At 68.3% G+C, this 20583-nt stretch carries 19 protein-coding genes; 11 read left to right on the forward strand and 8 right to left on the reverse strand.

Annotated features, from left to right (window positions below):
* Positions 1 to 99 precede the first annotated feature (99 nt).
* Positions 100 to 648 (forward strand): SRPBCC family protein, encoded by a 549-nt coding sequence (locus HCU76_RS15335; RefSeq protein ID WP_218509862.1) that lies wholly within the window; start codon positions 100 to 102, stop codon positions 646 to 648.
* 55 nt (positions 649 to 703) lie between these two features.
* On the opposite strand, the gene HCU76_RS15340 is transcribed toward HCU76_RS15335, so the two are convergent.
* Genes HCU76_RS15340 through HCU76_RS15355 form a run of 4 tightly spaced genes read right to left on the reverse strand, consistent with a single transcriptional unit; the run spans position 704 to position 5192 of the window.
* Positions 704 to 2356, reverse strand: a complete 1653-nt coding sequence (locus HCU76_RS15340) for a rhodanese homology domain-containing protein (RefSeq protein WP_218509863.1) — start codon at positions 2354 to 2356, stop codon at positions 704 to 706.
* A 24-nt stretch (positions 2357 to 2380) separates the two neighbouring features.
* Positions 2381 to 2989: a cysteine dioxygenase gene (locus HCU76_RS15345; protein WP_218509864.1), complete on the reverse strand. Its 609-nt coding sequence runs from the start codon at positions 2987 to 2989 to the stop codon at positions 2381 to 2383.
* On the reverse strand, positions 2986 to 3975 hold the full coding sequence (locus HCU76_RS15350; protein ID WP_218509865.1) for an ABC transporter substrate-binding protein: 990 nt from the start codon (positions 3973 to 3975) through the stop codon (positions 2986 to 2988). The genes HCU76_RS15345 and HCU76_RS15350 overlap by 4 nt, the downstream gene beginning before the upstream one ends.
* Complete coding sequence (locus tag HCU76_RS15355) at positions 3972 to 5192, reverse strand: acyl-CoA dehydrogenase family protein (RefSeq protein ID WP_218509866.1); 1221 nt, start codon at positions 5190 to 5192, stop codon at positions 3972 to 3974. Before HCU76_RS15355 ends, HCU76_RS15350 begins: the two co-directional genes overlap by 4 nt.
* 128 nt (positions 5193 to 5320) lie before the next feature.
* Here HCU76_RS15355 and HCU76_RS15360 point away from each other — a divergent pair, with 128 nt between their 5' ends.
* The 8 genes from HCU76_RS15360 (at position 5321) to HCU76_RS15395 (ending at position 13561) form a co-directional block, all read left to right on the forward strand.
* Positions 5321 to 6328, forward strand: coding sequence for an ABC transporter substrate-binding protein (locus HCU76_RS15360; protein WP_218509867.1), 1008 nt, complete (start codon positions 5321 to 5323; stop codon positions 6326 to 6328).
* A gap of 30 nt (positions 6329 to 6358) precedes the next feature.
* Entirely contained in the window at positions 6359 to 7480 is a 1122-nt protein-coding gene (locus HCU76_RS15365; protein WP_218509868.1) for an LLM class flavin-dependent oxidoreductase, read from the forward strand.
* Positions 7481 to 7517: 37 nt separating this feature from the next.
* The gene (locus HCU76_RS15370) at positions 7518 to 8342 is read left to right on the forward strand and encodes a class II aldolase/adducin family protein (protein ID WP_218509869.1); all 825 of its coding nucleotides are present in this window, start codon (positions 7518 to 7520) and stop codon (positions 8340 to 8342) included.
* A gap of 13 nt (positions 8343 to 8355) precedes the next feature.
* Positions 8356 to 9357, forward strand: coding sequence for an ABC transporter substrate-binding protein (locus tag HCU76_RS15375; protein ID WP_213954423.1), 1002 nt, complete (start codon positions 8356 to 8358; stop codon positions 9355 to 9357).
* Positions 9358 to 9467: 110 nt separating this feature from the next.
* Complete coding sequence (locus HCU76_RS15380) at positions 9468 to 10457, forward strand: ABC transporter permease (RefSeq protein WP_256354217.1); 990 nt, start codon at positions 9468 to 9470, stop codon at positions 10455 to 10457.
* Positions 10451 to 11233 (forward strand): ABC transporter ATP-binding protein, encoded by a 783-nt coding sequence (locus tag HCU76_RS15385; protein ID WP_371319832.1) that lies wholly within the window; start codon positions 10451 to 10453, stop codon positions 11231 to 11233. The genes HCU76_RS15380 and HCU76_RS15385 overlap by 7 nt, the downstream gene beginning before the upstream one ends.
* Positions 11234 to 11291: 58 nt before the next feature.
* A complete protein-coding gene (locus HCU76_RS15390) occupies positions 11292 to 12449 on the forward strand; it encodes a cytochrome c (RefSeq protein WP_218509871.1) in 1158 nt (385 codons plus the stop codon).
* 158 nt (positions 12450 to 12607) lie between these two features.
* Positions 12608 to 13561 (forward strand): ABC transporter substrate-binding protein, encoded by a 954-nt coding sequence (locus HCU76_RS15395; protein ID WP_218509872.1) that lies wholly within the window; start codon positions 12608 to 12610, stop codon positions 13559 to 13561.
* Positions 13562 to 13725: 164 nt separating this feature from the next.
* Here HCU76_RS15395 and katG read toward each other — a convergent pair whose 3' ends face one another.
* Entirely contained in the window at positions 13726 to 15975 is a 2250-nt protein-coding gene (gene katG / locus HCU76_RS15400; protein ID WP_218509873.1) for a catalase/peroxidase HPI, read from the reverse strand.
* Between the two features lie 194 nt (positions 15976 to 16169).
* Here katG and HCU76_RS15405 point away from each other — a divergent pair, with 194 nt between their 5' ends.
* Together HCU76_RS15405 and HCU76_RS15410 are read left to right on the forward strand one after the other, a co-directional pair.
* Entirely contained in the window at positions 16170 to 17102 is a 933-nt protein-coding gene (locus HCU76_RS15405; protein WP_218509874.1) for a CysB family HTH-type transcriptional regulator, read from the forward strand.
* 155 nt (positions 17103 to 17257) lie between these two features.
* Positions 17258 to 17683: a DUF1801 domain-containing protein gene (locus HCU76_RS15410; protein WP_218509875.1), complete on the forward strand. Its 426-nt coding sequence runs from the start codon at positions 17258 to 17260 to the stop codon at positions 17681 to 17683.
* Positions 17684 to 17716: 33 nt separating this feature from the next.
* On the opposite strand, the gene HCU76_RS15415 is transcribed toward HCU76_RS15410, so the two are convergent.
* Genes HCU76_RS15415 through HCU76_RS15425 form a run of 3 tightly spaced genes read right to left on the reverse strand, consistent with a single transcriptional unit; the run spans position 17717 to position 20504 of the window.
* Entirely contained in the window at positions 17717 to 18586 is an 870-nt protein-coding gene (locus HCU76_RS15415; protein WP_213954431.1) for an ABC transporter permease, read from the reverse strand.
* On the reverse strand, positions 18583 to 19479 hold the full coding sequence (locus HCU76_RS15420) for an ABC transporter ATP-binding protein (protein ID WP_218509876.1): 897 nt from the start codon (positions 19477 to 19479) through the stop codon (positions 18583 to 18585). The genes HCU76_RS15415 and HCU76_RS15420 overlap by 4 nt, the downstream gene beginning before the upstream one ends.
* On the reverse strand, positions 19479 to 20504 hold the full coding sequence (locus tag HCU76_RS15425) for an ABC transporter substrate-binding protein (protein ID WP_218509877.1): 1026 nt from the start codon (positions 20502 to 20504) through the stop codon (positions 19479 to 19481). Before HCU76_RS15425 ends, HCU76_RS15420 begins: the two co-directional genes overlap by 1 nt.
* Between the last annotated feature and the right edge of the window lie 79 nt (positions 20505 to 20583).

Here is a 20583-nt window from a genome sequence, read left to right on the forward strand (position 1 = left end):
TAGCTGCTGCCCGCGCAAGAAATACGCCAACGGAAGCCGTTTTCTGCCAAGAATGCGAAGGGCCGCGGGCCGTGGGCCGCGCCCGCATGGAGGTCGATGATGGAACGCTCGACGTCTCGCGCCTGGAAACGATGGGTCGGCGCCGCCCTCGTGGTGGCGGTGCTGGTGGGGGCGCTGTTCGTGCCGATGCCTGCGGGCGTCACCCGCATCGTGTCCGTCGTCGACATCGCGCGGCCTCCGGCGGAGGTCTACGCCTATGTGACGACGCCCGCCAAGTGGCCGCTGTGGCATCCGTCCTCGCTGGCGGTCAGCGGCGACGCGGGCCATTCGCTGAATGTCGGCGAGACCGTGGGCGAAGACTTCCTGGTCGCCGGACGGCGCGGACGCGCGACATGGCGCGTCACCGCGCGCGAGCCCGACCGCCTCTGGCGCATCGCTGGCCAGATCAACGGGCGCGACGCCGGCATCGTGAGCTATTCGGTCGCACCCATTGCCGGCGGTGGCACGCATTTCGTGCGGGAGTTCGAGTACGAGGCGCACAGCCTGCTGTTCGCGTTTCTCAATGCCGTGACGCTGCGCCGCCAGATCGAGGAAGAGTCGGCGCAGGCCGTACGGCAACTCAAGGCGAATCTGGAACGCGAAGGCTGATGCCCGCTACGCGCCACCCGCGCCGCCGCAGGCGCATTCGGGGGTGGGCTTCACTTCACAGCACGTTGAAATGGTGCGTGCCGTCGCGCGCCAGTTGCGCCACCAGGCCGAACTCCCAGTCCAGGTAGGCCTGCATCGCCTCGGCCGGCGCGTCGGTGCCTTCGTAGGGACGGCGATAGCGATCCGTGCGCGGCGTGGCGAGGCGCGTGTCGCCGGTCTCGGTTGGCAGGCCGGCAGCGAACCATGCGGCATTGCCGCCGGCGAGCACGCGCACGTCGGCATCGGGCTGGCCACGGGCGTCCAGCGCGGCGCGCAGGTCCGCCGCGGCATAGCGCGCAAGCAGGCTGCTGCCGCAGGTCAGGACGTAGCGCGACGCGGGCGGGATGCGGTCGAGCGCCTGCGCGAACTGCGCACGGATCGCGAACCAGGCGCCGGCGATGTGGCGCTTCGCGTAGTTGACGCCGGTCGTGACGTCGATGACGGCGGTGCGTTGCAGGCTGTCGGCCAGTTCGGCGACGCTGATGGTTTCGTGCGGCGGCGCGGGCGGATACGCGGCGGCGGGCTGGCCCTTCTCGACGAAGTCCCGGCGCGCGCTGTCTTCGTCGACCACTTGCACGTCCCAACCCATCTGCGCGAGCCACGAGGCGGTCATCGGCGCGCGCACGCCGTCGTCGTCGACCAGCACGATGCGGGCGCCGCGCACGGGCACCTGGTGATCGGTCTCCTGCACCAGCTGGCCGCCGGGTGCATTGGCGAAGCCGGGCAAGTGCGCTGCCTCGTATTCCTCGGGCGTGCGCACGTCGAAGCGGTACAGCGTGCGGCTCGGGTCGCGCAAGGACGGCAAGGCGTCGAGCGCGATCCATCGAACGCCGGCGCGCTGCGCCACGCTGCGTGCGTCGGCCTTCGCGCGCGCGAGGTGGGCTTCATCGACCAGCCCAGGCGCGCGGCGTACGGCGCCGTGGTCCAGCACCTGCCCCGCGAGCTTCCAGCCGATGGTGCCGTTGCGCAGCGCCGCGACCGGGTTGGGAATGCCCGCGTTCACCAGCGACTGCGTGCCGATGATGCTGCGCGTGCGGCCCGCGCAGTTGACGACGACCTGCGTTGTCGGGTCGGGCGCCAGTTCGCGCACGCGCAACACAAGTTCGGCGCCGGGCACGCTGGTGGCCGACGGGATGCTCATGGTCTGGTACTCGTCGAAGCGGCGTGCATCGACGACCACCACGTCAGCCTTCGCATCGATCAGCGCCTTCACCTCCTGCGCCGACAGCGAGGGCGTATGCCGCTCATGCTCGACCAGTTCCCCGAAGGACTTGCTCGGCACGTTCACGTCACGGAACAATTCGCCGCCGGCAGCGCGCCAGCCGTCGAGGCCGCCTTCGAGGCGGCGCAGCTGGGTGTAGCCCAATGCCGAGAGCGTGGCTGCGGCGCGCGGCACCAGGTCTTCGCCGTCGAGCTCGCCGTAGAGCACGACGAGCGCGTCGCGCCGCGGGATGCGGCGCCACGCGTCGAGCTCGATGCGCGAGAGCGGCAGGTTGGCGGCCCACAACGGATGCGACTGCGCGAACGGGTCTTCCTCGCGCAGGTCGATGAAGGCGGTTTCCTCGCGTGCCAGCAGGCGGGCGCGCACGGCGGCGGCGGAGATGCCTGGCAAAGGCGGCGCGGCGCGGGCAGGGACGGGCCGGTCGGTCAGGAGTGCAGAGTCGGTCATGTGGAGGCGGTTACGTGAAAGCAGTCATGCGGGGCTTCGGAGTTCGGCGGAACGGTCCCAGAGATTGGGCAGCACGGTGTTGGAGTAACCGGAGATGAAGGGCTTGCGGCCGCCTTCGTCGGGATAAGTATGGCGCCGCACCGCGCCGATGTCGGCGCCGTACACGTGGATGCTGATCGACACGCGGTCGTCGAAGGCATTGCGCACGCGGTGCACGTCGCCGATGGTGGGCGACACGGCCTCGACCTCGCCGGGATCGAGCCGCACTTCCTCCGCGTGCGGATACAAGAGGCCACCATGCGCCGAATAGCCCCGGCTGAACTCCGCGCCGCGGAGCATGCCGATCAGGCCCCACACCGTGTGGTCATGCACCGGCGTGGCCTGCCCCGGGCCCCAGACGAAGCTCACGACCGAGAAGCGCTCGGTGGAGTGGGCATGCAGCAGGTACTGCTGGTAGCGCAGCGGGTCGGGCTGCGCGAAGGCCTCGGGCAGCCAGTCGTCGCGGGCGACCAGCCAGCGCAGCATGGCGCCGCCGTCGCGCAGCACGCGGCCTTCGTCGGGGCGGTTGTCGAGCAGGCGGCCGAAGGCGGTGACGAACTCGCGCAAGGGTGCGATGCCGGGCGCGGCGCTCATGCGGGACGCCGCCACAGTTCGGCATCCGTGATGGCGCGCACGTCCACCCGCACCGGCAGGATGCCGTCGCGCGCCGAGCGGTCGGCCACGTTCTGCAGCGCGGCGATGTCGGCCTCGCTCACCGGGCGGCCGGCCACGGTCGAGCGCGCCGTGATGATTCGCGACGCTTCGATCGGCAGGCGCGTGAGTTGCGTGTAGGCCTGTGCATAGGCCTCGGGGTTGGCGAGGGCCCAGTCGCCGGCGCGGGCGAGGCGGTCGAGGAACTGCACGATGGCAATGCGCTTGGCCGGATCGGCGAGCGCGGCCTCGCTGGCGGTGATGAAGCCGAGCCCCGTGTTGATGCCGCGACCATCCCGCAGGATGCGCCCGCCCTGCTGCGTCGCGATCGTGTAGTACGGGTCGAAGACGGCCCAGGCCTCGATCTGCTTCGAGGCGAATGCCGCCGCCGCATCGGTCGGCAGCACGAACTTGATCGTCAGGTCTTCGCGCTTGACGCCGGCCTCCTCCAGCGCGCCGTAGAGCTGGTATTGCGAGATGCTGCCGCGCGCCGACGAGACGATCACCGTCTGCCCGCGCAAGTCTGCGACGCTGCGGATCTTCGATTCCGCCTGCACCACGATGCCGAGCGACTCGGGCTTGCCGACGCGCGTGGCGACGATCTTCAGCGGCGTCTTGCCGACAGCTGCGGCCAGCACCGGCAGGTCGCCGGCCATGGCCGTGTCGACCGCGCCGCTGCGGTGCGCCTCGAACAGCGGCGCCGCACCCTGGAAATTGGCCCAGCGCCAGGCGAAAGGCGCGCCTTCGAGCGTGCGCGAGGCTTCGAACAGGGCGCGCAGGCCGCCGGCCTGGTCGCCGAGGACGAGCGAGGTTTGCTGCAACTGCGGCTGCGCGAAAGCGGGCCGCGAGACGAGGCTCGCCGTGCCGATGGCCGCAGTGGCCTGGAGCAGCGTGCGGCGGGAGAGTTTGCCGGTGTCGTATGGCGTCATGCGGTGGCTTTCTGCAAGGCCCGCTTGCCGGCCGCGACCAGAACCGCATCGTTCTGCGGCGTGTGGATGCGGCCGCACAGCACGTCGCGCAGATGGCGCTCCAGCGGGTTGTGGCGTGTGAGGCCGTGATTACCGCTGAGTTGCAGCGCGAGTTCGACCGCGCGGATCGCGTTGTTCGTCACGGTGTACTTGAGCAGGCCGCTATCGACGGCCGATGGCGTGCGGCCCTGGTCGACGGCAGTGGTCGCGTGATCGAGCAGCACGTGGTTGACGTGCAGCAGCGCATCGATCTCGCCGACATGTTCCTGCACGCGCGGCAGGCTCGCGAGCGGCGCGCCGAGGCCGCTGGGCGCGCGCTGGTTCAGGAAGCCGATGAGCCAGTCGCGCGCCGCGTGCGCGACCGCGTCGTAGAGGCTGCCGAGCAGCACCACCATCCAGGCCTGCTGCGTGGCGTGGGCATCGATGTCGGTCTGGCTGCCGGCATCGGGCGCCCATTCGGCGGGTGCGCGCAGGTCCACGGCATGGGCCAGCGGGATCGCCACATCCTCGAAGATGACTTCATGGCTGCCCGAGGCACGCAGGCCCAGGTGGTCCCAGCTTGCGATGATGCGCACACCCGGTGCATCGCGCGGCACGAGGAAGGTGCCGACGCGTGGCTCGGGTTCGTCGGTGCGGCCCCAGACCGCAAGCCAGTGCAGGCCCTCGATGCCGGTGGTGTAGAGCTTGTGGCCATCGATGCGCCACCCGTCGCCTTCGCGCCGCGCCACTGTCGCCGGCAGGCCGCCGCGGGCGGGCGAGCCGAGCAGCGGCTCGACGCGCAGCGCGTTGATGAGCGCGCCATGCTCCACCGCATCGCGCGCCACGCGTTCTCGCAGCGCGATCGGCCAGCGGTTGTCGCTGCGGCCGAGCGCATGGTGCTGCAGGTAGGTCATCGTCAGGATCAGCGCGGTCGCAGGCTCGCCGCGCGCGACGGCGGCGATCACGCTGCGTGCGGCTTCAAGGCTCGCACCGCCACCGCCGAATTCGCGCGGCGCGACGAGTGCAACCAGTCCATGTGACTGCAGCACTTCGAAGTTGGCATGCGGGAACGCTCCGCCGCGGTCGAGGTCTTCCGCGGTGCTCGCGAACTGCTGCGTGAGCTTTTCAAGCAGCGCCGCATCGGGTGCGATGGACGCGGGGAGATCGGGCGCCGAGCGGCGCAGGGGTAGTGCACTCATGCAGCGAAGTTAAGCGGGCATGGCGCGCAGGCGAACGACCGATCCCGCATATCCAAACTCGTTTTTCTGCGTTCGCTTCCGGCGTGCTGCCCGGTACGGTTCACCCTCCTCAACGTCCGGCAGACCGCATGAACATTGCATCCTTCAATCGCCGCGAGTGGCTGCAGGCCGCAGCCGCCTTCGGTGCCGCGGGCCTCGGCGCGAGCGCATCACGCGCAGCGCCGTCGCAACAACCGCAAGACCTCGGCGGCGTCACCCTGCGCGTCGGCACGTACAAGGGCCTGTGGCGCCCGCTGCTCACGGCATCGGGGCAAGCCGACACGCCCTACAAAATCGATTGGCGCGAACTCAACAACGGCGTGCTGCACATCGAGGCGATCAACGGCGATGCGCTCGACCTCGGTTCCGGCAGCGAGATCCCGGCGGTGTTCGCGGCGCGGCAGAAGGCGCATGTGCGCTTCGTCGCGGTCACGCACGAAGACCTCAACAACCAGGCCACACTGGCGCGCAAGGACGCGCCGATCAAGTCCATCGCCGACTTCAAGGGCAAGCGCATCGGCTACGTGCGCGCCACCACCTCGCACTACTACCTGGCCAAGCAACTCGCGGAAGTCGGGCTTTCGTTCAACGACATCACGCCGGTGAGCCTGACGCCAGCCGATGGCCTCTCGGCCTTCGCGCGCGGCGACCTGGATGCCTGGGCCATCTATGGCTACAACGGCCAACTGGCGCGCACGCAGTACGGCGCGCGCACCATCAAGACGGGCGTGGGCTATCTCTCCGGCAACTTCCCGATCTATGCCAACCCGCGCACGCTGGAAGACGCGCCACGCCGCGCCGCCATTGCGGACCTGCTGCAGCGCCTGCAGCGCTCCTTCGCGTGGATCAACGGCAACTACCTGGCGTATGCGCGTGCGCAGTCGGCCGAGACGCGCGTGCCGGTCGGCGACATCGTCGAACTCTTCAACGGCCGCAGCGGCGACTACAGCCTGGCCGCGGTCGACGACAGCGTGATCCGCAGCCACCAGGACGTGGCCGACACCTTCCAGAAGCTCGGCGTGCTCGACGGCCCCGCCAACGTGCGGCCGCTGTGGGACCGCAGCTTCGAGACCCTTCTTCGCGCGCACGGCGCCTGAGCCTTTACTTCTTCACCAAAGGAACTTCACATGAGCCAGCCACAACACCACAACGACGTCGAATTCATCGGAATGATCCAGGGCCAGAAGGTCTCGGAGATCCACGCTGCCAAGGGCCCCGCGATCGATCGCTACTACGTGCGCGCCTTCGCGCAGGCGCACGAGCAGGCCGGATTCGACCGCGTGCTGGTGCCGCATCATTCGACCGGCCCCGACGCCACGCTCACCGTGGCCTATGCCGCCTCGGTGACCGAGCGCATCCACTTCATGCTGGCACACCGGCCCGGTTTCGTGGCGCCGACTTTGGCCGCGCGCCAGGTCGCCTCGCTGGACCAGTTCAGCGGCGGTCGGCTCGGCGTGCACTACATCTCGGGCGGCTCGGATGAAGAGCAGCGCCGCGATGGCGACTGGCTCGACCACGACCAGCGCTATGCGCGCACCGACGAATACATCGACGTGCTGCGCAAGGTGTGGACCAGCGACAAGCCTTTTGACCACGAAGGCGCGCACTACCGCTACCAGGGCGCTTTCTCCGAAGTGAAGCCGGTGCAGACGCTGAACGGCAAGCCGCACGTGCCGGTGTATTTCGGCGGCGCATCGGAGGCCGCGATCCCGGTGGCCGGCAAGCATGCCGATGTGTATGCGCTGTGGGGCGAGTCGCTCGACCAGGCGCGCGAACTGACCTCGCGCGTGCGCGCCGAGGCGGCGAAGCACGGGCGGCAGGTGCGCTTCTCCGTCTCGTTCCGGCCGATCCTGGCGGAGACGGAAGAACTCGCATGGGAACGTGCGGATCGCATCCTGGCCGAGACGAAGCGACTGCGTGTCGTGCAGGGCTTTGGCCGGGGCGGGCCGCAGCAGAGCGAGGGCGCGAAGCGCTTGCTCGCGGCGGCGGAGAAGGGCACGCGGCTCGACAAGCGCCTGTGGACTGCGGTCGCGCAGGAGATCGGCGGCCGCTCCAACAGCACCGCCCTGGTCGGCACGCCGGAGCAGGTGGCCGATGCGCTGCTCGACTACTACGACCTCGGCGTGACCACCTTCCTGATCCGCGGCTTCGATCCGCTGGAGGACGCCATCGACTACGGCCGCGTGCTGATCCCGCGCACGCGCGAACTCGTCGCGCAGCGCGTCGCCTCACAGCGCAAGGCGGCTTGAGCCGTTCATGCACCCACTCGCCATCAAGAGAGACCGAATGAGCGCTGTCCTTTCCATCGGCCGCGGCGCGAGCACGCGCCTGCAACTCAACCCGAACCCGCAGCAGAAGTACTGGTTCGATCCGCCCGAGGAACGCACCAGCGTCGAGGCGGAACGCCGCCACCGTCAGGAGCGCCTCGCGGGCGCCTTCCGGCTGTTCGCACGCTTCGGTTTCGCGCAGGGCCTCGCCGGCCACATCACCGCGCGCGATCCCGAGCTGACCGACCACTTCTGGGTCAACCCGCTCGGCATCCACTTCTCGCGCATCAGGGTGTCGGACCTGTTGCTCGTCAATGCGAAGGGCGAGACCGTGATCGGCGACAAGCCGCTCAACAAGGCCGCCTTCGCAATCCATGCCGCCATCCACGAGCACAACCCGAAGATCATCGCCGCCGCGCACACCCATTCGACGTATGGCAAGGCCTGGTCGACGCTGGGCCGCAAACTCGACACGATCACGCAAGACAGCTGCGCGTTCCACGGCGAGGTGACGCTGTTCGACGACTTCACCGGCATGGTGGTCGACGAGAGCGAGGGGCTGCGCATCGCGAAAGCGCTCGGCGACGGCAAGGGCGCGATCCTCAAGAACCACGGCATCCTGACCGCCGGCCCGACGGTCGAGGCCGCGGCGTGGTGGTACATCGCGCTCGACAACGCTTGCCATACGCAACTGTTGGCAGAGGGGGCCGGCAAGCCGCTACCGATCGACGAGGACGTCGCGCGGCACACGCACAGCCAGATCGGCGGACCCGACGGCGCGCGCCATGCTTTCGAGAGCCTCTACGAAGGCATGGTCGAAGCCGAGCCCGAACTCCTGCAGTAAAGCGAGCACCGTCATGAACACTTCACTTTCACGCCGTGGCGTGCTGGCGCGCGGCGCCGGCGCTGCGGCCGTCCTCGCCTCGAGCGGCCTGCTCGCCTCGCGCGCCTGGTCGCAGCCGCGCAAGCTCACCTTCGCCTGGAACGCGACGGCCTTCTGCCTCTCCCCCGTCGTCGTCGCGCAGGAGCGCGGCATCTTCGAGAAGAACGGGTTGAACGTCGAACTCATCAACTACACCGGCTCGACCGACCAACTGCTGGAGTCCCTGGCCACGGCCAAGGCAGATGCGGCGGTGGGCATGATCCACCGCTGGCTGAAGCCACTGGAGTCGGGCTTCGATGTGAAGATCGTCGGAAGCTCGCACGGCGGCTGCGTGCGCATGGTGGGCGTGAAGGAAGCGGGCGTGACCGACCTGAAGAAGCTCAAGGGCAAGACCATCGGCGTGTCGGACATCGCGAGCCCGGGCAAGAACTTCTTCTCGATCCTGCTGAAGAAGAACGGCATCGATGCCGACACCGACGTGACCTGGCGCCAGTACCCGGCCGACCTGCTCGACATCGCGGTGAACAAGGGCGAGATCCAGGCCATTGCCGATGGCGACCCGACGCTCTACCTGATCGAGAAGCGCAACAAGGGCCGCTATGTGGAGCTGGCCTCGAACCTGTCGGGCGAATACAAGGACAAGGTCTGCTGCATCGTCGGCGCACGCGGCGAACTGGTGCGCAACGACAAGCCGACCGTGGCCGCGCTGGTGCGCTCGATCGTGCAGGCCTCGGACTATGTGGCCGAGAACCCCAACGAATCGGCCAAGCTGTTCGCGAAGTATTCGCCGAAGGTGCCGGTGGAGGACCTGCAGGCGCTGCTCGGCACCTTGACGCATGCGCACCACCCGACCGGCAAGAGCCTGCGCGACGAGGTCGAGTTCTATGCGCGCGACTTCAAGTCGGTCGGCGTGCTGAAGAGCACGACCGACCCGGTGCGGCTGGCCAACCATGTGTCGGTGGATGTGCTCGCATGACGACGGTTGACGACGTCCTGGGCGCGCCGTTGCAGCGTTCATCCGCGGCTGTTGCGACGCGGCCCGCCGCGGCGCCAGCGCCGCGCTCGCAGCGAGCAACGATTGCCAGCATGGTGCCTGCCTCGCTGCAGGAAGCGCCCTTCACTGGCATCTGGCGCACAGGCATGATCGCCTCCGTGGCGTGGGCTGGGCTCGGCGTGCTGACGCTGGCATGGCCCAACAAGGAGGTCGGCTTCAGCGACTGGAATTTCACACGCGAGTTCGGCATCTCGGCGCTCGTCGTGGCGGCGCTGGTGCTCGCCATTGCGTTGCTCGGCGGACGCGCGGGCCGCGTGGGCCGGACGCTGCGGCCTGCGGGGCAATGGCTGGTGGCCGCACCGTTGCTGCTCGCGCTGTGGGAGCTGGCCACCGCCAAGCTCGGCCTGCTGCCGCCGCCCTTCTTCGCGCCGCCGCAAAGCCTGGTGGACGTGGCCGTGGAAGACTGGCAAAGGCTGGGCCTGTCGACCGCGCATTCGCTGCGCTTGCTGGCCCATGGCTTCGTGCTCGGCACGCTTGTCGGCTTCGGCACGGGCGTGTGGATCGGCTGGTCGCGCATCGCGGGCTACTGGGTGCATCCGCTGCTGCGCTTCCTCGGGCCAGTGCCTGCTTCAGCGCTGCTGCCGCTGGCATTCTTCTTCGCGCCGTCGAGCTATGCGGCGGCCGTGTTCCTCATCGGCCTGGCCACCTTCTTCCCGGTCGCGGTGCTGACCTGGTCGGGCGTGGCGTCCGTCAACAAGAGCTACTACGACGTGGCGCGCACGCTGGGCGCGAGCGAATGGTTCCTGGTGCTGCGCGTGGCCATACCCGCCGCGTTGCCGCAGGTGTTCGTCGGGCTCTTCATGGGATTGGGCGCATCGTTCTCGGTGCTGGTCACGGCCGAGATGATGGGCGTGAAAGCGGGCCTGGGCTGGTACCTGCAATGGGCGCAAGGCTGGGCCGCCTACGCCAACATGTACGCGGCGCTGCTGGTGATGGCTGTGTTGTGCTCCAGCCTGATCACACTGCTGTTCACGGTGCGCGACCGCGCGCTGTCGTGGCAGAAGGGGACGGTCAAGTGGTAGCCCTTGCAAACCCCGTCGAGACAGGCGCGCGCATCGGCGTGCACAACGTCAGCCACTGGTTCAGGCAGCGGCAAGGCGTGCTGCAGGTGCTCGACGACATCAACATCGATGTGCAGCCCGGCGAGTTCGTTGCGCTGCTGGGGCCGAGCGGTTGCGGCAAGTCGACGCTGCTGCGCCTGGTCGCCGGCCTGGAGCCCGCGACCGCCGGCAGCATCACGCAGGACGGCACACCGATCACGCGGCCCGACCCGTCCCGCATCGTCGTGTTCCAGGACCCGACGCTGTTCCCCTGGCGCAGCGTGTGGGACAACGTGGCGCTCGGCCTGCAGGCGCGCGGGCTGTTGAAGTCGCAGCGCTCGCGTGTCGACGATGCGCTCAGGCTGGTCGGTCTCACCGAGTTCGCGAAAAGCTTTCCGCACCAGTTGTCGGGCGGCATGGCGCAGCGCGTGGCATTGGCGCGCGCGCTGGTGAACGACCCGCAACTGCTGGTGCTCGACGAGCCGCTCGGCAAGCTCGATTCGCTCACGCGCATCGCGATGCAGAGCGAGCTGGTCAACCTGTGGCAGCGCGCGGGCTTCTCGGCCCTGCTGGTCACGCATGACGTGGAAGAGGCGCTGTTCCTCGCCAACCGCGTGATCGTGCTGAGCGACCGGCCGGCGCGCATCACCGCGGAGCTGGTGGTCGACCTGCCCTATCCGCGACACCGCGGGCATCCGCGACTGGCGGAGTTGCGGCATGAGGCGCTGCGGCACCTCGGGCTCGACGCGACCTGGTGACGAGCACTCGGCCCAAGGCCGTTGCGGGCGGCCTTGCGCAGCGGCCCTGGCCTGAACCATGAACATCCCGAGCGCCGATTGGGTCAACCCGCTGATCCAGCTGCTGGAGGCCGTGCAACTCGCCGTGCTGCGGCTGTTGTCGTGGGCGGGTCTGGCGGGCACCAGCGAGGGCCAGCCGGCATGGCCGTGGACGGTGCGGCTGACGGGCGAGAACCTGCTGATCGACCTGGGACAGGCGCGGCGCCTTGCATGGACGCTCGGGCTGCTGGCGCTTGCTTTCATCGTGCTGCTGCTCGCGCTGCTGTGGCGGCGGCGTCGGTGGTGGCTCATCGCCACGGTGCCCCTGCTGCTGCTGATCGCGCCCCGGCCCGACGCCGGCGTGCTGCTGGCGCCCGCGCAACCGACGAGCTTTCATCGCTCGCCCACCGGCTTCAGCGCGGCGTCGATTTCACAAGGCCGCGCGCTCTATGCGCAGCACTGCGTGGCATGCCACGGCGCAGACGGCCGCGGCGGACCGCTCGCGTCGGCGCAACCCGTGTGGCCGCCGAATCTTTCCGGTCCGCTGCTGTGGCGGCGCGCCGATGGCGATGTGCTCTGGCGCATCCTGCACGGCACGCACGACCGGCGCGGCCACGCGACCATGCCGGCCTTCGCCGACAGCCTCGATGCGCAGGACGCGTGGGCGCTGATCGATTTCATGAAAGCCAATGCCGCCGGCCAGAGCCTGCGCGCGACCGGCGCATGGGCACAGCCCGTCGCCCTGCCCGGCACGACGGTGCGCTGCGACGGCCGTGCGCCGAGGGCGCTTTCCAGCTGGCGCGGCCAGCGCGTTCGCATCGTGCTGGCCGATGCATCGAGCGCACTGCCGGTCGAAGACCCGCGCCTCGCAACCGTGGTCGTCCGCACCGCGCCGCGCTTGCCGTCGACGCCGGCAGCCGACTGCGAAGTCGACGATGCCGAGCTACGCGACGCCCTCGCGCTGATCGCCGGCAGCGACGCGCTCCCCGGCCTGCAACTGATTGCCGACCGCGATGGATGGCTGCGCGCACGCAGCGGGCCGGGCCAGGCCGCATGGTCCGAAGACGACTTGATCTGCCGCACCGATCTCGCACCCCGGGCCGCCGAACGCGCACCCGCCAGCGATGGCCTGGGCGCGCTCATCGCACGAATCGATGCCGAGCCGGTGCGTTTCGTCAAGGGCGGGTTCGCTCACTAGAAGTCATGAATCTTTCTACTGCGGCCACCGATCTCGGGCCCGCGGTCCTCACCGCGCGAGAGTGCGGTTCCGGTCCGCAGACCCGACCTCGGCGCCCTCGCTACGAAATCTTCACGACTTCTGCCGCTTCAACTTTCACTCAACCAAGGACTTCGCACATGACTTCATCCAGCCACACCTCGCGCCGCCGCTTCATCGCCGGCACCGCCGCCACGTTCATCGCGTTGCCCACGCTGCATGCCCAAACCCGCCCCGTGCTCAAGGCCGGCGACCAGAAGGGCGGCCTGCGCGCGTTGCTCGAAGCGGCCGGCGGCCTCGAAGGCGTGGGCTATGACATCCAGTGGTCGGAGTTCCCGGCCGCCGCGCCGCTGGCCGAGGCGCTGAACGCCCAGGCCGTCGACTCCGGCCCCATCGGCGATGCGCCCTTGATCTTCGCGCTGGCGGCCGGCACGCGCGTGAAGGCCATCGGCGCGAACCGTTCGGACTCCTACGGCACGGCCGTGCTGGTGCGGCCCGATTCGACGCTCAAGACCGCCGCCGATCTCAAGGGCAAGAGCATCGCCACCAACCGCGGCTCCATCGGCCATTACGTCACGCTGAAGGCCATCACCTCGGCGGGCCTGAAGCCGGAGGACGTGAACATCCGCTTCCTCGCACCCGCGGATGCCAAGCTGGCGCTGACCCAGGGTTCAGTGGATGCATGGGCAACGTGGGAGCCCTACACCGCGCTGGCCGAAACCAGCCAGCATGCGCGCGTGCTGGTGAGCGGTCGTGGCCTGCTGCCAGGCCTGAGCTACCTGGCCGCGACCGATGCGGCCATCGCGTCCAAGCGTCCGGTGCTGCAGGACTTCCTGCAGCGCGTGGTGAAGGCGCAAGTCTGGTCCTACCGCAACGTCGATGCCTACTCCAGCACGCTGGCCCGCATCATCGGCATCCCGCCCGAGGCGGCCAAGCTCCAATTCGAGCGGCGCCAGCAGCAGTGGATCGCGATCGACGCCAAGGTGATCGCGGACCAGCAGGCCACCGCGGACTTCTACGAGCAGGTAGGGCTGATCAAGCAGCACCTCGACGTGCGCGGGACCTTTGATACGGGCTTCGGGACCAGCGCATAAGCGACAAGTCGAGATGGCTCTGCCTTTCCGACCAGATCTCGCGCCGGCCCCGAGGGTAGGAAGATTTCGTAGCGAGGGCGCCGAGGTCGGGCTGCGGAGCGGAACCGTACTCCAGTACGGTGAGCACCACAGGCCCGAGATCGGTGGCCGCAGTAGAAATATTCCTACCCTCGAAGGTCGAAGCGGTCCAGGTTCATTACTTTGGTCCAGGCCGCCACGAAGTCATCGACAAACTTCTCCTTGGCGTCCGCACCGGCATAGACCTCGGCAACAGCGCGCAGCACCGAGTTCGAGCCGAACACCAGGTCCGCGCGCGTCGCGGTCCACCGGGTCTGGCCTGATTTGCGGTCACGCCCTTCGAACTCGTCCTGGCCGCCAGCGACCGCTTTCCACTCCGTCGCCATGTCGAGCAGGTTGACGAAGAAATCGTTGGTCAGCGTGCCCGCCTTCTGCGTCAGGACGCCGGCCTTGGAGTTCCCGGTATTCGCGCCGATCGCACGCAGCCCGCCGACCAGCACGGTCATCTCGGGGGCCGTCAGCGTGAGCAGCTGCGCCCGGTCGACCAGGAACACTTCCGCCGGCACGCCGTAGCGCACGCTCGTGTAGTTGCGGAAGCCATCCGCCACCGGTTCCAGCGGCGCGAAGGACTCCACATGGGTCTGCTCCTGCGACGCATCGGTGCGTCCCGGCGTGAACGGCACCTTCACTTCGCGGCCCGCGGCCCGCGCCGCCTGCTCCACACCCGCGCCGCCGGCCAGCACGATCAGGTCGGCCAGCGAGATCTTCTTGCCGCCCGCGCCGTTGAACCCGCTGCGGATGCCTTCCAGCGTCTGCAGCACCTTGGCCAGTTGCGCCGGATCATTCACGGCCCAGTCCTTCTGCGGCGCCAGCGCGATGCGTGCGCCGTTCGCGCCGCCACGCTTGTCGGAGCCGCGGAAGGTCGAGGCCGACGCCCATGCCGTCGACACCAGCTGCGCAGGCGTGAGGCCCGAGTCCAGCACCTTCTTCGTCAGCGCCGCGACATCCTGCGCGTCGACCAGCGGATGGTCGACCGCGGGCACCGGGTCCTGCCAGATCAATTCTTCCGCCGGCACTTCCGGGCCGAGGTAGCGCGCACGCGGCCCCATGTCTCGGTGCGTGAGCTTGAACCAGGCCCGCGCGAAGGCATCGGCGAACTGGTCGGGGTGCTCCATGAAGCGGCGCGAAATCTTCTCGTAGGCCGGGTCCATGCGCAGCGACAGGTCGGTGGTCAGCATGGTCGGCACCAGCTTCTTCGATGGATCGTGCGCGTGCGGGATGGTCGCGCCTGCGCCCTTGGCCACCCATTGCTGCGCGCCGGCGGGGCTCTTGCTCAGTTCCCATTCGTAGCCGAACAGGTTCCAGAAGAAGTTGGTGCTCCACTTCGTCGGCGTGGTGGTCCAGGTGACTTCCAGGCCGCTGGTGATGGTGTCGCCGCCCTTGCCGGCGCCGAAGCTGTTGTGCCAGCCCAGCCCTTGCGCCTCGATGCCGGCCGCCTCGGGCTCCAGCGCCACGTTCGATGCCGGTGCCGCGCCGTGGGTCTTGCCGAAGGTGTGGCCGCCGGCGATCAGCGCCACGGTCTCCTCGTCGTCCATCGCCATGCGGCCGAAGGTGTCGCGGATGTCGAAGGCCGCGGCGATCGGGTCGGGGTTGCCGTCCGGGCCTTCGGGGTTCACGTAGATCAGGCCCATCTGCACGGCGCCCAGCGGGTTCTCCAGGTCGCGCGAATGCTTCACCTCGCTGTCGTCGTCCTTCACGAGCACGCCGTGGGCCTCGTCGACGCCCGGCGAGCCCCTGGAATAACGCACGTCACCGCCCAGCCACTTTTCCTCGCGGCCCCAGTAAACGTCCTGGTCGGGCTCCCACACGTCGGGTCGGCCGCCGCCGAAGCCGAAGGTCTTGAAGCCCATGGTTTCCAGCCCGACGTTGCCGGCGAGGATCATCAGGTCGGCCCAGGAGATCTTCTTGCCGTACTTCTGCTTGACCGGCCAGAGCAGGCGCCGGGCCTTGTCCAGGCTCACGTTGTCGGGCCAGCTGTTGAGTGGCGCAAAGCGCTGCTGGCCGCGGCCACCGCCCCCCCGTCCGTCGCCGATGCGATAGGTGCCGGCGCTGTGCCAGGCCATGCGTACGAACAGCGGGCCGTAGTGGCCGAAGTCCGCCGGCCACCAGTCCTGCGAGTCGGTCATCACGTCGGCGAGGTCCTTTTTCAGCGCCGCGTAGTCCAGGCTCTCGAACTCCTTCGCATAGTCGAAACCATCGCCCATCGGGTCCGACTTGGCGGAGTGCTGGTGCAGCAGGTCGACGCGCAACTGCCGGGGCCACCAGTCGCTGTTCGTCGTGCCGCCACCGGCTGCCTGGCTGAAGGGACACTTTGCCTCGGTCTTCTCATTGGCCATGGAATCTCCTGTTGTTGCATGAGGGGGGATTGATTCTGTGGCAGACGCCGCGCGAGGGGAATAGAGCAATTCAATGCCTTCCATAGCGTGCCGACCAAGGGTTTGTCATCTCCGTGCCAAAGACATTTCGCTCATTTGGAATCAACGAATCGTTCGTTCCTGAAATGAAGCGCGCCCGCCAGAATCGCCCCATCATGAATTTCCAACAACTTCGCTCGGTGCGAGAAGCCGTGCGAAGCGGCTTCAACCTGACAGAGGCCGCGCAGACACTGCACACCTCGCAACCCGGCGTGAGCCGCCAGATCCGCGAACTCGAGGACGAGCTTGGCATCGAGCTGTTCGTGCGCGCCGGCAAGCGGCTGACCGGACTCACCGAGCCCGGCGGCCATGTGCTGCCGATCATCGAGCGCGTGCTGATGGAGAGCACCAACCTGCGCCACGCAGGCCAGGAGTTCGTCGCACAGCAGAGCGGCGTGCTCTCGGTCGCGGCGACGCATTCGCAGGCGCGCTATGCGCTGCCCGTGGCGGTGCAGGAGTTTCGCGCGCATTACCCCAACGTTCGGCTGCACCTGCACCAGGGCTCGCCCAAGCAGATCGTGCAGATGCTGCTGGAAGGCGAGGTGGACGTGGGCATCGCCACCGAGGCGCTCGCGGACTATCCGCAACTGCTCGCCCTGCCTTGCTACCGCTGGACCCATTCGGTGATCGTGCCGCCCGGTCATGCGCTGCTCGATGCGCCGCTGACGCTCGACGCGCTGGCGCAGCATCCGCTGATCACCTACGACACCGGCTTCACCGGCCGCACGCGCATCGACGATGCGTTCGCGCAGCAGGGCCTCACGCCCAACATCGCGCTGGCCGCGATGGATGCGGACGTGATCAAGACCTATGTGGGGCTGGGCATGGGCGTGGGTATCGTGGCCAACATCGCTTACGAGGCGGAGCGCGACACGCAGTTGCGGGCGATCGACGCGGGGCACCTGTTTGGCATCAACCTGACCAAGCTGGCGGTGCGGCGCGGGAGCTACCTGCGCGGGTATGTCTATGCCTTCATCGAGTCGTTTGCGCCGACCTTGACGCGGGCAGTGGTGGACCAGGCATTGAGCGACGAGGCCACGCTGGCATAGGGCGCTCAGTCGATACGACTCCTCGCCTGCGCGCGGAGAGCCCTGGCGCTTCCAGCGTGGTCGGACCGGCCTTAACATCGCGCCTCCAAACTCTTACAGCACCATCCGCGATCGTCTTCCAGACGCGTTGCGGGTGGGCGTTCCAGGATGCGCGCATGACGAAAAAGCCCGCCGCGAGTGAAGGCGCCTCGGCACCCGAACTCATCTCCAAGCGAATCGCCGAACTCGGTGACTGGCGCGGTGAAACGCTCGCGCGGATGCGCAAGCTCGTTCACCAGGCCGACCCGGACGTGGTCGAGGAATGGAAGTGGATGGGCACGCCGGTCTGGGAGCACGACGGCATCATCTGCACCGGCGAGTCGTACAAGGACAAGGTCAAGCTGACCTTCGCCAAGGGCGCGCACCTGAAGGACCCGGCCAAGCTGTTCAACGCCAGCCTCGACGGCAACCTGCGGCGCGCGATCGACATCGCGGAGGGTGAGGAAGTGGATGCAACTGCCTTCAAGGCGCTCGTGCACGAGGCGATCGCGCTGAACAAGCTGAAGCCGGCGAAGAAGACGAAGGCCAAGGCAAAAGCCTGAGCCATCGGCGGGCTCGATATGGCCCGCCCACCCTCAGCGCTGCTGCCCCCACTTGCGCACGGTCAGCCGCTCCAGCGTCGCGAAGCCGAGACTCTCCACCAGCAGCCCGATCAGCACCACCATCGCCAGCCCGGCGAACACGCGGTCGGTATACAGCTCATTGCGGTTCTGGAAGATGTACCAGCCCAGCCCGCCCTTGCCCGACGACGCGCCGAACACCAGTTCCGCCGCGATCAGCGTGCGCCAGGCAAAGGCCCAGCCGATCTTCAACCCCGACAGGATGGCAGGCAACGCAGCAGGCACCAGGATCTGCAGCACGTAGCGCAGTCCCTTGAGCCCGTAGTTGCGCCCGGCCATGCGCAGCGTCTCGGGGACGCCCTGGAAACCGGCGTAGGTGTTGAGCGCCAGCGGCCACAGGACAGAATGGATCAGCACGAAGACCAGGCTGCCGCGCCCCAGCCCGAACCACAGCAGCGCCAGCGGCAGCAGCGCAATCGCGGGCAGCGGGTTGAACATCGAGGTCAGCGTGCCCAGCAGGTCGCGGCCGATCTGCGTCGACACGGCCAGCGTGGTCAGCGCGAAGGCGAGCAGCACGCCGGCGACGTAGCCCTGCAGCAGCACCGCCATCGAGATGCCGACCTTCTCCACCAGCTCGCCGCTCGCCAGCCCTTCGACCAGCGCCTTCGCGGTGGCCGTGAAGGTGGGCAGCAGCAGGTCGTTGTCCTGCCAGCGCGCGGCCAGTTCCCACAGCACGGCCAGCACGACGAGGATCAGGCCCTTGCGCAGCCAGCCCTGCGCCCACAGCCGCGTCGCGAAGGGCAATGCACGCTCGACCGGCAGCTCGGTGAACGGCGCGAGCTTCAGTTCGTATTCCGGCCGCACGGGCGGGATCAATGCGCTCATGACGCAGCGCCCTCTTCCTCGAACAGCATGCGATGGATGCGCTGCGCGGTCTGCTGGAAATCGGCGCCGCCCAGGCTGTCGAGCGAGAAGCCGTGGCTGTTGATCTCGGCGCGCATGCGGCCCGGATGCGGAGACAGCAGCGCGATGCGGTTGCCCACCACCAGCGCCTCCTCGATCGAGTGCGTGACGAACAGCAGCGTGAAGCGCACCTCGTCCCACAGCGCCAGCAGTTCCTCCTGCATCTTGCGCCGCGTTAGCGCATCGAGCGCGGCAAAGGGCTCGTCCATCAGCAACACGCGCGGCTGCATCGCCAGCGCACGCGCGATCGCCACGCGCTGCTTCATGCCGCCCGACAGCTGGTGCGGATGCACGTCGGCGAACTTCGACAAGCCCACCTTGTCGAGGTAATGCAGCGCGCGTTCGCCGGCCTCCTTGCGGCCCAGCGTGCGCGAGGCCAGGAGCGGGAACATCACGTTCTGCTTCACCGTCTTCCATGGCGGCAACTGGTCGAACTCCTGGAACACGACGATGCGGTCCGGCCCCGGCGCGGTGACGGCGCAGCCATCGAGCCGGATCTGGCCTTCGACCGGCGCGATGAAGCCGGCGATGGCCTTGAGCAGCGTTGACTTGCCACAGCCGGATGGCCCGAGCAGCACGAAGCGATCGGCGGCATGAAGGTCGAAGCTCACGCGATGCGTGGCGCGCACCACGCGTTCCGGCGTGCGGTATTCGAGGCTGACGCCGTCGACCTGCAGCAATGCGCCTTCGCTGGTTGCCAATGTGCCAGATGCCGATTCGCCATCGGAAGCATCGAGAGACCGAGCCGGCCGCACCGGCGGCGCAACAGCTTGCGGCGCAAACGGCGCGCCGACCCGCAATGCGCTTTCCGCCATCAATTGCCCGCCGCGTTCTGCGCGTCGTCGAAGAAGTAGTCCTTCACCGAGGCGGGCTTGTTCTTGATCGCGCCGACACGATGCATGAACTCGGCCAGCTGGAAGGTGTTCTGCGGCGTGGTCTTGAACTGGACCTCGGGGCTCTTGATGATCTTCAGCAGCAGGTCGCGGTCGATCTTCGCATTGCTCACGCGGATGTAGATGTCGGCGGCCTTGTCGGGGTTGGCGGTGACGAACTGCGCCGCGTCGTTCAGGCCGTCGATGAAGGCCTGGTAGGTCTTCGGGTTCTCGTTGCGGAATTTCTCGGTGGCGTAGAGCACCGTGGCGGACGCCGGCCCGCCGAGCACCTCGTAGGAGTTGAGCACGATGTGCGCGTTCGGGTTGCCGGCCAGCTCCTGCTCCTGGAACGGCGGGTTGCCGAAGTGGCCCGTGATCTCGGTGCCGCCCTTGATGATGGCGGCGGCCGCGTCGGGGTGCGGCAGCGCGACGCTGATCTTGTCGAGCTTCGCGAACTCCTTGTCGCCCCACAGCTTGGCCGATGCGAGCTGCAGCACGCGCGACTGCACCGACACGCCGACGGCCGGCAGCGCGATGCGGTCCTTGTCGGTGAAGTCCGCGATGGTCTTCACGTTGGGGTTGTTGCTGACCAGGTAGTACGGGAAGTTGCCGAGCGAGGCCACGCCCTTCACGTTCTGCTTGCCCTTGGTGCGATCCCACAGCGTGAGCAGCGGGCCGACGCCGGCGCCGGCGATCTCGATGTTGCCGGACAGCAGCGCGTCGTTGACGGCCGGGCCGCCCGAGAGCTTGACCCATTCGACCTTGGCGTCGACACCGGCCGCCTTGGCCCGCTTCTCGATGAGCTTCTGGTCCTGCGCCACGTTGAGCAGCAGGTAGACGATGCCGAACTGCTCGGCGATGCGCAGCTGCCCTTCGGCGTGTGCGGCCAGGCTGCTGCCCAACAAGCCGATGGCGGTGACGAATGCGGCGGCCTGGCGGCTCCACGGGCGGGTATCCAAACGGGGCATGGTGTTGTGTCGACTCAAGGACGAAACGATCGACTCTAGGGCGACGGCAGCGCGAACGGAACGAATGATTCGTGGGTTG

It is taken from the genome of Variovorax sp. dw_308 (assembly GCF_019207085.1).
Classification (GTDB): domain Bacteria; phylum Pseudomonadota; class Gammaproteobacteria; order Burkholderiales; family Burkholderiaceae_C; genus Variovorax.